General features: G+C 45.3%; 13 protein-coding genes. 10 read left to right on the top strand and 3 right to left on the bottom strand.

Translation table 11 applies throughout. The features are described from left to right. Positions 1-260: 260 nt before the first annotated feature. Entirely contained in the window at positions 261-677 is a 417-nt protein-coding gene (locus QZ942_RS02495; RefSeq protein WP_292993064.1) for a zinc ribbon domain-containing protein, read from the top strand. 210 nt (positions 678-887) lie between these two features. On the opposite strand, the gene QZ942_RS02490 is transcribed toward QZ942_RS02495, so the two are convergent. Further along, positions 888-1,256 (bottom strand): dihydroneopterin aldolase, encoded by a 369-nt coding sequence (locus QZ942_RS02490; RefSeq protein ID WP_292993063.1) that lies wholly within the window; start codon positions 1,254-1,256, stop codon positions 888-890. 102 nt (positions 1,257-1,358) lie between these two features. Here QZ942_RS02490 and plsY point away from each other — a divergent pair, with 102 nt between their 5' ends. After that, positions 1,359-1,979, top strand: coding sequence for a glycerol-3-phosphate 1-O-acyltransferase PlsY (gene plsY, locus QZ942_RS02485; protein WP_292993067.1), 621 nt, complete (start codon positions 1,359-1,361; stop codon positions 1,977-1,979). On the opposite strand, the gene tsaD is transcribed toward plsY, so the two are convergent. Then, positions 1,980-3,011: a tRNA (adenosine(37)-N6)-threonylcarbamoyltransferase complex transferase subunit TsaD gene (tsaD, locus tag QZ942_RS02480; protein WP_292993062.1), complete on the bottom strand. Its 1,032-nt coding sequence runs from the start codon at positions 3,009-3,011 to the stop codon at positions 1,980-1,982. A gap of 239 nt (positions 3,012-3,250) precedes the next feature. On the opposite strand from tsaD, the gene QZ942_RS02475 reads away from it, so the two are divergent. Both QZ942_RS02475 and QZ942_RS02470 read left to right on the top strand, forming a co-directional pair. Further along, complete coding sequence (locus tag QZ942_RS02475; protein WP_292993060.1) at positions 3,251-3,439, top strand: DUF3460 family protein; 189 nt, start codon at positions 3,251-3,253, stop codon at positions 3,437-3,439. A 62-nt stretch (positions 3,440-3,501) separates the two neighbouring features. Next, the gene (locus QZ942_RS02470; protein WP_292993058.1) at positions 3,502-4,002 is read left to right on the top strand and encodes a hypothetical protein; all 501 of its coding nucleotides are present in this window, start codon (positions 3,502-3,504) and stop codon (positions 4,000-4,002) included. A gap of 11 nt (positions 4,003-4,013) precedes the next feature. Here QZ942_RS02470 and QZ942_RS02465 read toward each other — a convergent pair whose 3' ends face one another. Continuing rightward, positions 4,014-4,850: an SDR family oxidoreductase gene (locus QZ942_RS02465; RefSeq protein WP_292993057.1), complete on the bottom strand. Its 837-nt coding sequence runs from the start codon at positions 4,848-4,850 to the stop codon at positions 4,014-4,016. A 139-nt stretch (positions 4,851-4,989) separates the two neighbouring features. On the opposite strand from QZ942_RS02465, the gene QZ942_RS02460 reads away from it, so the two are divergent. The 6 genes from QZ942_RS02460 (at position 4,990) to atpE (ending at position 9,208) form a co-directional block, all read left to right on the top strand. Next, positions 4,990-5,355 (top strand): DUF6164 family protein, encoded by a 366-nt coding sequence (locus QZ942_RS02460; RefSeq protein ID WP_292993056.1) that lies wholly within the window; start codon positions 4,990-4,992, stop codon positions 5,353-5,355. 93 nt (positions 5,356-5,448) lie between these two features. After that, positions 5,449-5,970 carry a cytochrome P460 family protein gene (locus QZ942_RS02455; RefSeq protein WP_292993055.1) on the top strand — a complete coding sequence of 174 codons (522 nt, stop codon included), beginning with the start codon at positions 5,449-5,451 and terminating at the stop codon, positions 5,968-5,970. A 366-nt stretch (positions 5,971-6,336) separates the two neighbouring features. Beyond that, positions 6,337-7,515, top strand: coding sequence for an acetyl-CoA C-acyltransferase family protein (locus tag QZ942_RS02450; protein WP_292993053.1), 1,179 nt, complete (start codon positions 6,337-6,339; stop codon positions 7,513-7,515). A gap of 150 nt (positions 7,516-7,665) precedes the next feature. Continuing rightward, positions 7,666-8,040 carry an ATP synthase subunit I gene (locus tag QZ942_RS02445; protein WP_292993051.1) on the top strand — a complete coding sequence of 125 codons (375 nt, stop codon included), beginning with the start codon at positions 7,666-7,668 and terminating at the stop codon, positions 8,038-8,040. 29 nt (positions 8,041-8,069) lie between these two features. After that, positions 8,070-8,879, top strand: coding sequence for a F0F1 ATP synthase subunit A (atpB, locus tag QZ942_RS02440; RefSeq protein ID WP_292993050.1), 810 nt, complete (start codon positions 8,070-8,072; stop codon positions 8,877-8,879). 56 nt (positions 8,880-8,935) lie between these two features. Beyond that, a complete protein-coding gene (atpE, locus tag QZ942_RS02435) occupies positions 8,936-9,208 on the top strand; it encodes a F0F1 ATP synthase subunit C (RefSeq protein WP_013646518.1) in 273 nt (90 codons plus the stop codon). The last annotated feature ends 20 nt before the right edge of the window (positions 9,209-9,228 follow it).

The raw sequence follows: 9,228 nt of genomic DNA, 5'->3' as shown, positions 1-9,228 counted from the left end.
TTTTAAGCCTAACTCTTTTCGAAAAAATACCTATCGATCAATTGGTTAAAAATACCGATGTGCAAATAACCATGTCGAACAATAATAACCAACTGAATCTATTCAATTAAATCTCCGGACACTTCTGAGTACAGCGGGATATGTCCCCGAATCTTAAGTTGGCTCTCGATATCCTTTGTTATTCTGGAATGGTATCGCAACTCGGAACAGTCAAGATTGCTAGCGGTACTGGCCCACGATACATGATTAACTTAGCTCTTATGGCAACTGAAAAGGCTTTCGACACTTCTAAAACCGCAGATGCAATCTCACGCCTAAGCGTAACGGATTATCGTGAATTTTCATCCTCGGATAGCCAAATTCAGACATATTTATCTTCACTTTTGCTCCCGAGCGAAACTTGTTCAATTTGTTCAGCTCCTCTACCGCAGAATGCCAAATTCTGTAGCGAATGCGGCAACAAAATAATTGCCACATCGATTGTAAGTACACTACTAGAGGAATCTATAGATGGTTTATCAGTTAGCGACCGACTAAAGGACCGAGTCCGGCCGAAATTTCCTACGGTAGGTTCCATCGTGCAAGCAAAACGCAACGAATTGATGAAGATTCCGTACATCAAGGATGTACGCTCAAGAATTATCAAAAATGCTGCCGATGAATTCATTTCAGGATAAAGAGTCGTGCGACATCCGAGACTGTCTGCCACCAGGCGAAGACAACGATCAGAACTGAAGTCTAAGTGGCAGCAATGAGATCAAAAGGTGGATGGCTGGAGTACCAGATGTCATCGGGTTTTTTTGGTTCGCCTCAGTAAAAGATCAGATTCAATCCAGGTTAATTTTTGAAACTGTCAGATCAAGTTTGAGCCAGTGCAAATTATGTTTTTATTGCGCTGATGCGACATCAGCACTCCGCTCAATACATACCCCCAGTTTCTTTACTCCACGAATAATTCCCAGCTTCGCAACGCTGATCTTAACCCACGGCGATTGAAATTCGCTCAGGATGGTCTGCGCGATATGCTCGGCCAATGCTTCCAGTAAAGAAAAGTGCCTATTTGCCAGAATTTCGTTAATTCTTTCGATGATCAACGCATAATCCAAAGCATCTTCGATTTTGTCGGATTGGCATGCACGGCTGGTTGGCAACGCGATTTCCAGGTCCAATTGAATGGTTTGCGGAACCACGCGTTCCCACGGGTAGATGCCGATCAAGGTTTTGGCTTTGAAGTCGTGCAGAAAAATAATATCCATTGGTGATTAAGCGCTAAAATGTGCGGGTTATTCGGGAGCTTCCGGAAGTCTTGCGGATGTGAGCGATACGGGATTCTATTCTATTTTGTTCGGGTGGTGCGAATACTCATGACGATATTGGTTTTTGCTTTGCTGGCCTATTTGCTGGGGTCGGTTTCATTTGCGGTGGTGTCGAGCTGGATTTTTAAATTGCCGGACCCGCGCACCTACGGTTCAAAGAATCCGGGGGCGACCAATGTGTTGCGCAGCGGCAAGAAGACTGCGGCGGTTTTGACACTATTGGGTGATGCCGGTAAAGGCTGGCTGGCGGTGGCTTTGGCGCAACATTACGCGCCACTCTGGAATCTTGGGGATGAAGGGGTTGCTGTCGCCGCATTGGCAGTATTTCTGGGTCATGTTTTTCCGGTTTTTTTGCGTTTCCAGGGCGGCAAAGGGGTAGCGACTGCGGTCGGCGTATTGCTCGGTTTGAATGTGTGGCTGGGGTTACTGGCGATGGCGACCTGGTTGGCGGTTGCGTTCACCTGGCGCATTTCGTCGCTGTCGGCCTTGATCGCAGCGGTATTGGCGCCGCTGTTTAGCGTCGTCCTGCTGGGTTTTAAAGCCGGGACGCTGGCCGTTTCGGCGATGTCACTGCTGCTGATCTGGCGTCACCGGTCGAATATCGTCAATTTGCTGGCGGGGAAAGAAGGCCGTATCGGCGAGAAAAAACCCCCCGATTCCTGATCAATTGTCGGGTTCTTCAAGCATTTCCAGATTCCAGCGCGCGTTGACGGTGAAGCTGCTTGCCGGTGACCAGGTTCTATCAGGCGAAGCTTGCAATCGCATTGCGCCAGCAAAAGCGATCATGGCGCCATTGTCGGTGCAAAATTCAAGCTCAGGATAAAAAACAGTCGCTCCTTTTGCAGATGCTTTGCTGCTGAGATTCTGACGTAATTGATCGTTGGCGCCCACACCTCCGGCGACAACCAGTTGCGTAAGACCGGTCCGTGATAAAGCGGTCAGTGATTTTTCTGTTAATACTTCCACAATCGCTTCTTGAAAAGCTAAAGCAATGTCCGCGCTGGTTTGTTGCGTGATTTCCTGTTTATTGATCAGGGTGAGCACCGCAGTTTTTAGCCCGCTAAAACTGAAATTGAGATCCCCGCTATTGAGCATTGGCCGCGGAAGCTTGAATCGTCCTGCTCGGCCTTGTTTGGCCAATTTTGATAAGGCGGCGCCACCCGGATAACCCAGTCCGAGTAGTTTTGCGGTTTTGTCAAAAGCCTCACCTGCAGCATCATCAACCGTTTCACCCAGCAGCTTATAGTGTCCGACCGCATCCACTTGCATTAATTGCGTATGGCCTCCCGATACCAGCAGCGCGATGAATGGAAAGTTCGGTGCCGGTGTGGATAACAGCGGCGATAACAGATGCCCTTCCAGATGATGGATGCCCAGGGCAGGAATTTTTAGTGCAAAACTCAGTGCAGCGCCGATGCTGGCACCTACCAGAAGGGCGCCAGCCAGACCGGGACCCTGCGTATAAGCGATAGCATCGATTTCGTGCAATCCACATTTGGCTGCAAGCAACGTTTCCTTGATCAGGGGCAGTACACGCCGGATATGATCGCGCGATGCAAGCTCAGGCACGACACCGCCATATTCACTATGCATTTCAATTTGGGAAAAGAGCGTATGGCTCAGTAGACCGCGTTTTGTGTCAAAGAGTGCGATTCCGGTTTCATCGCAAGAAGTTTCAATGCCTAAAACTAGCATCAGGCGATGTAGCGGAATGGCTTAGTGTTTTCCAATCCAGAAATAAGTTTGCGAGAAGCTTGTTGATGAAAGATATTCAAGTTGGGTCTGTTCTAGGCAGGTTATAAAATGTTTCGCTGCTATTCTAGCATTGCTGTAAAAATCAGAGTGAATACAGGATGAACTGAAAAACCAGAGCTGTATAGAAAATCAGGTCTGTGCTAAAGTTCGGCTTTTGCATTATAAGCCTAGGGTGAATTATGGATTACAATTACGAATCTGAACACACAAAATTTATGCGTGAATTTCTGGAAAAGAATCCGCATGTGCAAGAACAGCGATTGGCCGCAAGAAGTATGTGGTGGGATAAAAATCAGAATAGAGAAGAAAACAAGGAATTTAAAGAATCTTCAGTTCCCATGAAACCCTATGTTTATTTCAATGGATAGCATTTTGTAAAGATCAGACTGCTCCTGCGGAGTTGCTCTGATTTCTTTCGGGAGTGTTTGTTATGAAGATATTGATTATGTTGTTAACCGTATTCTTCATAGCGGCCTGTGCGAACTTATCCGACTCAAAAGAAAAAGCCCAACTTTTTGAAGAAAAGTTTGTGGGTGAGCATGCCGCGCTTGCAAGTTGCGTGGCGAATAAACTGCAGTCCGATGGAAGGTCATTTATGCGGGCTCTCCAATTCAGAAACCGGCAATATCCGGATATGCAAGCATCGGAGATTCATGCGTACGATACAAGGTATCTGCATAACGCTTATTCGACTTATGCGCCATCGAATCCCGACGCTATTCTCATCTATGGCAATCCGGCCCCGGAAATTTTATCAGCCGCGCAGCGCAGTGAAAACGACAAATCTGTTTACGTATTTGCTCTGTTGCTACAAAAAATTGATGACACAACGGTCAACGCATCCCTGAAGGGAGATTCATTCATGGGTGATATAGCCTGGAAAGTCCTTCAGTTGTGTGTGGTCTCTTCAACCAAACCGTTGGTTCCGTAACCAGAAACTGGTCAGTTATTATTCCCGGATTTGGCCAGCAGCACATCCAATGCGCGTGCGCTTAAAATGCGCTTGAGAATGCCAAACAGATAAGTGGGAAATGTCACATAATAGCGCGGTTGCGGTTTGGTGGCTTCCAGCGCGTGGATTACTCGCTTGAGTACAGCTTCGGGCGGCAATGTGAAGGGAACGGCTGGACCCTGCTTGTTCAGGCGCGTTAATACACCCTGATATTTTTCACGGTGAAAGCTGTTTTCAATATCGATGTATTTTGCCAGTGCCTTGACGGCATTCATGCGAAACTGACTGGCGATCGGCCCCGGCTCAATCAGGCTGACGTAAATGTTAGTGCCTCGTAGCTCTAGTCGTAACGTGTCACTGAGCCCCTCAATGGCATATTTGGAAGCATTGTAGGCGCCCCGGAAAGGTAGGGAAACAAAACCTAAAACCGAGCTGTTCTGAATAATTCTTCCGTAGCCTTGGCGGCGCATGACCGGTATCGCAAGATTGGTGAGCTCCTGCCAGCCAAAGACATTGGTCTCGAATTGCGCGCGTAGGGCATCGCGATTCAAGTCTTCCACGGCACCCGGCAATCCGTATGCGCCATTATTAAATAGGGCGTACAGTTCACCATCCGTACGACGCATAACCTCTTCAAAAGCAAAGTGAATCGAGTTTGAATCGGTTAAATCCAGACGGAAGCTTTCCAGACCTTCGGCCAGCAGCATTTCAACACTGTCCCGTTTTCTGGCTGTGGCAAACACGCGATAACCCCGTGCATGCAGTGCTTTGGCCACACAGTAACCGATCCCGCTTGAACATCCTGTAATAAGTATGGTTTTTTTCATTTGCTCAGATTAACCTGTGAATGGGTAGTTTATGTACCGGCTATTTTTCATAACTTGACAACAGACTTGATGCGAAGATAGCATCAATTAGCGATACAAACCTTTCGACAGTAGAAAATAACATAAGAAAAGACCGTCTATGGCAAAAATTTTATTCCGTTTAAATGGCGTATCCGATGATGAGGCAAATGATGTGCGTGAATTGTTAACCAACAATGCGATTGATTTTTATGAAACATCGTCGAGTAACTGGGGGGTATCAATGCCGGCAATATGGCTCAGCGATGACGATCAATTTGAGAAGGCGAAAGCATTACTCGATGCTTATCAAAATGCACGAACGGTCAGAATGCGGGACGAGTACGATCGCTTAAAACGAGAAGGAAAGAATAAAACCTTCGTGGACTCTGTTGCGCAGAATCCTGTGCGTTTTACGATCCATTTGGCACTTGCGTTGTTGGTCATTTATTTGTCTATCACGCTGGTCCTTGATCTTGCAAAATAGCAGAACGAAAATAGTAACCCAGTCATCAATATTCATCGAATGCGGTATGATAGTAGTCCAAATCCAGAAACAACATCTAAGAAGGAGAAAAATATGAAGTTTACTTTGAAAGCAGTTGCCGCAGTACTTGTCATAGCTCCACTTTACGGTCATGCGGGAGGAGATCCTGAACACGTTAAATTTCCAGAAGGTTATGAAAAAACTTTTACAAAATATGCAACCATGAATCGCGCGAATCAAACACAGGTTGCTAAGTTGTATGCCAACGAGGTTGCGATTTCCAGTTATACACAAGGAAATATGAGCGCCTCCGGTGCTGTCATGATTATGGAAATATATACGCCAAAAAAAGGTGCGGATGGCAAGCCCATTGCTGGCAGTGACGGTACCTTTGAAATTGATTCACTGGCAGCAGTTGCTGTGATGGAGAAGAGAGGCAATTGGGATGCCGCTTTTCCGAAGGAAAATCGTACAGGTGACTGGGGATTTGCTGTTTACAATCCGGATGGTACTGCAAAAAGTAACGATTTGAATTGCGTGCAATGCCATACACCATTACAAGCACAGGATTACTTGTTCACGTATCAGAAATTGGTTGATTTCGTGAAGAAATAATATATCCAAATGAATTGAGAAGATAATCTTGTTGGTACGGATCGTCTTCTCACAGATGGTGCGATGTTTTTTGAGCTATTAATATGGATGAATGATCCGTAGCATAAGCCCTCCAACCGTAACTAATAATTGCACAAATCATCATCTTGACTCCAATTTGGCCGATTTCGATCAAATAATTGTGTAGAAAAATAACAAATCAAAAACCAGTTTTTATACTGTGAACAAAAATTATTCAACAAATAATTCTCTACTGAATCAAGACAAACGTGATCCATGCTCAATTAGATCCTATGTAAGTACATAGTTTTAAGGGAATTCGTATTTCCTGCGAAGCTACTCTAAGGGATCAATAAAGGAAAACTCATGAGGGATGTTGTCATTCTAAGTGGTGTACGCACGGCTATCGGTGATTATGGTGGCGCACTTAAACAGGTTGCTCCAGCTGACTTGGCGGCAAAGGTTGTGCAAGAAGCGGTGTTGCGAGCTGGGATTGATCCAGATGAAGTTGGACACTTGGTTTTTGGCAACGTGATACATGGAGAATCTCGTGATATGTATTTGGCGCGCATTGCTTGTGTCAACGGCGGCTTACCGCAGCATACTTCGGCATTGACAGTGAATCGGCTGTGTGGAAGTGGTCTACAAGCGATCATATCGGCGAGTCAAAATATTCTGCTGAATGACACCGATGTGGCAGTCGCCGGTGGTGCTGAATCCATGAGCCGGGGAGGCTATTTGTTACCTGCACTGCGGTGGGGGCAACGCATGAATGACGGTGGTACGGTGGATATGATGATCGGGGCATTGACCGATCCATTCGATAACGTGCATATGGGCATTACTGCCGAGAATATTGCCACTAAATGGCGAATCAGCCGTGAAGTACAGGATGAATTTGCGGCAGAAAGTCATCGCCGCGCCCTGCATGCGATAACAAACGGTTATTTTAAAGAGCAGATATTGCCTATTGCAATAACGACACATAAAGAAAAAATCCTTTTTGATACTGACGAGCATCCCCGTGAAAACACAAGTATGGAAACTTTGGCTAAACTGCGTCCTGTTTTCCAAAAAAATGGTACCGTAACTGCAGGCAATGCCTCCGGTATTAATGATAGCGCCGCCGCATTGGTGCTCATGGAAAGTAAAGCAGCGCAGAGATGCGACTTGAAACCGTTGGCACGGCTGGTTTCTTATGGTCATGCCGGTGTTGATCCCAAATTTATGGGCATCGGGCCGATACCGGCTGTTCAGAGTGCTTTGCGGCGTGCAAATCTTAAAATAGCGGATCTTGATGTCATTGAATCCAACGAAGCCTTCGCTGTACAGGCGTGTGCTGTAGCAAAAGAGCTACAATTTGATCCGGAAAAAACTAATCCGAATGGTGGTGCTGTTGCGTTGGGCCACCCCATCGGGGCGACTGGCAGTATCTTGACGATTAAGGCTATTTATGAACTGCATCGTTGTGGCGGCAGATATGCCCTGGTGACCATGTGCATAGGCGGCGGTCAGGGAGTCGCCGCAATATTTGAAAGGCTCTAGAAGCTTGACTTAACACCGCGGATAGTACTTAACCGCCCGTTGTAGATTGATAGATCAGAATTTTACATTGACTGAGTAGAGTGGTTCAGCTATAGTTACGCCTTTTTTAAGCGTGGGTAACGCTGTCTGTTCCAAGGGCGGGTATAAAGCATGTCTTGGATAAAAAATAGACCGCTCAATATTGTTCTGCGCCTGCAATTGCTTGTTACATTAATGGCAGCATTTGTGATTTGGTTTTTTCTGGGTATTCATGGCGCGGTATCGGCAGTACTTGGCGGGGCAGTAAGCGTGATATCCTCGGCAGCATTTGCGATAATTATATCCCGGCACAAAGGGTATACTGCTGAAGGGACGATCAGAACTGCATTAAGGGCTGAAGCAGTAAAAATAATATTGACTGTAGGCCTGTTATGGATGGTGTTTAAAAATTATGAGGATGTAAATGCATTTGCATTTATTGGAACATTTATCCTCAATGTTTTGGTCTATAGCATGGCGTTACTCGTATCAGACGATACAAAATAAGATAAATTTAATGGTAGAGCAGGCAGCGCATGGCATCAGATACAGAACTTACTCCAACATCGTACATTAATCATCATTTAACTAATTTAACAACGCAAGTCAGCGAAGGTTCATTTTGGGTTTTGCATGTTGATACCCTGGTTACATCTTTAATTCTCGGTGTTATTAGTTTTGGATTTATTTGGCTGGTTGTACGTAAAGCAACGCCTGGTGTGCCGTCGAAACGCCAGGCATTTGTCGAGCTTGCGGTTGAATTCATTGATAATGAAGTTAAAAATACATTTCATGGTAACCGGCATGTGTTTGTTGCGCCTACAGCGTTAACGATATTTGTGTGGGTTTTGATGATGAACGCTATGGATATTCTGCCAATAGACATTATGGCTTGGATCTATGAGCATGCATTCGGTTTGCATAATTGGCGGACAGTGCCGACGACTGATGTAAATACAACATTCGCGTTGGCTCTTTCAATATGGTTCTTGATGCTTTACTTTAATGTAAAGGTCAAAGGGTGGGGGGGCTGGATGCATGAGCTCTTTTGTACGCCATTTGGAAAAAATCCATTGCTTTGGGTATTGAATCTGTTGTTTAATTTCATAGAATATGTGTCTAAGCCGCTATCGCATTCGTTGCGCCTATTCGGAAATATTTACGCAGGTGAAATAATTTTCTTGCTACTGGGTATGTGGGCAGCGACAGGTGTTTCGGGTGCAATTTTTGGTGCGATTTTAGGAGCAGGTTGGGCAATATTTCATATCTTGATTGTTACTTTGCAAGCTTTTATTTTCATGATGCTGACAGTAGTCTATATATCCATGGCACATGAATCTCACTAGATTTATAAGCTTTATTTTTGTAGTATATTTTTAATCTTTAACAAAGGGAATCTAAAATGGAGAATTTGCAGTATTTGGCAATGATTCAGGCATATACCGGAATAGGTATTGGTTTGATGATTGGACTTGGTGCGGCAGGCGCGTGTATCGGAGTGGGTGTGATGTGTAGCCGTTTTCTTGAGGGTGCGGCACGTCAACCAGAAATGATACCTACTTTGCAGGGCAAGGTATTTCTGTTGCTCGGCTTAACCGATGCTTCCTTTATTATTGCCGTGGGTTTGGCAATGCTGTTTGCATTTGGTAATCCATTGCTGGCAGTTATTCAATAATAATGTTATTGCTGGATAGA

Origin of the sequence: Nitrosomonas sp., from assembly GCF_021731985.1 — a bacterium.
GTDB lineage: Bacteria > Pseudomonadota > Gammaproteobacteria > Burkholderiales > Nitrosomonadaceae > Nitrosomonas.
The sequence above is the reverse complement of the archived record's forward strand: the minus strand, read 5'-3'. Positions and strand labels throughout refer to the sequence as shown.

Excerpts from the sequence above, each read along its gene's own strand:
- QZ942_RS02495 (WP_292993064.1), top strand. The coding sequence starts at position 261 with ATGGCAACTGAAAAGGCTTTCGACACTTCTAAAACCGCAGATGCAATC.
- QZ942_RS02490 (WP_292993063.1), bottom strand. The coding sequence starts at position 1,256 with ATGGATATTATTTTTCTGCACGACTTCAAAGCCAAAACCTTGATCGGC.
- tsaD (WP_292993062.1), bottom strand. The coding sequence starts at position 3,011 with ATGCTAGTTTTAGGCATTGAAACTTCTTGCGATGAAACCGGAATCGCA.
- QZ942_RS02475 (WP_292993060.1), top strand. The coding sequence starts at position 3,251 with ATGGATTACAATTACGAATCTGAACACACAAAATTTATGCGTGAATTT.
- QZ942_RS02470 (WP_292993058.1), top strand. The coding sequence starts at position 3,502 with ATGAAGATATTGATTATGTTGTTAACCGTATTCTTCATAGCGGCCTGT.
- QZ942_RS02465 (WP_292993057.1), bottom strand. The coding sequence starts at position 4,850 with ATGAAAAAAACCATACTTATTACAGGATGTTCAAGCGGGATCGGTTAC.
- QZ942_RS02460 (WP_292993056.1), top strand. The coding sequence starts at position 4,990 with ATGGCAAAAATTTTATTCCGTTTAAATGGCGTATCCGATGATGAGGCA.
- QZ942_RS02455 (WP_292993055.1), top strand. The coding sequence starts at position 5,449 with ATGAAGTTTACTTTGAAAGCAGTTGCCGCAGTACTTGTCATAGCTCCA.
- QZ942_RS02450 (WP_292993053.1), top strand. The coding sequence starts at position 6,337 with ATGAGGGATGTTGTCATTCTAAGTGGTGTACGCACGGCTATCGGTGAT.
- QZ942_RS02445 (WP_292993051.1), top strand. The coding sequence starts at position 7,666 with ATGTCTTGGATAAAAAATAGACCGCTCAATATTGTTCTGCGCCTGCAA.
- atpB (WP_292993050.1), top strand. The coding sequence starts at position 8,070 with ATGGCATCAGATACAGAACTTACTCCAACATCGTACATTAATCATCAT.
- atpE (WP_013646518.1), top strand. The coding sequence starts at position 8,936 with ATGGAGAATTTGCAGTATTTGGCAATGATTCAGGCATATACCGGAATA.